The organism is Megasphaera sp. MJR8396C, from assembly GCF_001546855.1.
Taxonomy (GTDB): Bacteria; Bacillota; Negativicutes; order Veillonellales; family Megasphaeraceae; genus Megasphaera.
Genome location: NZ_KQ958212.1, coordinates 10,237 through 10,522, shown reverse-complemented (window position 1 = coordinate 10,522; position 286 = coordinate 10,237).

Sequence of the window (286 nt, the reverse complement as noted above, 5' to 3'; positions counted from 1 at the left end):
ATCCACGCACCCTCACGGGGTGCGACTTTGTTCCATAATAGGAACAATCAGATTAAAAAATGTTTCAATCCACGCACCCTCACGGGGTGCGACTAATTGCAACTTTTGTTATTGACACAGGAACAGAGTTTCAATCCACGCACCCTCACGGGGTGCGACCAGTATCGACCTCCGATGTCTTAATGCCATGGAAGTTTCAATCCACGCACCCTCACGGGGTGCGACGACCATTGGCAACATGTCAATCCCGTATGACCCCGTTTCAATCCACGCACCCTCACGGGGT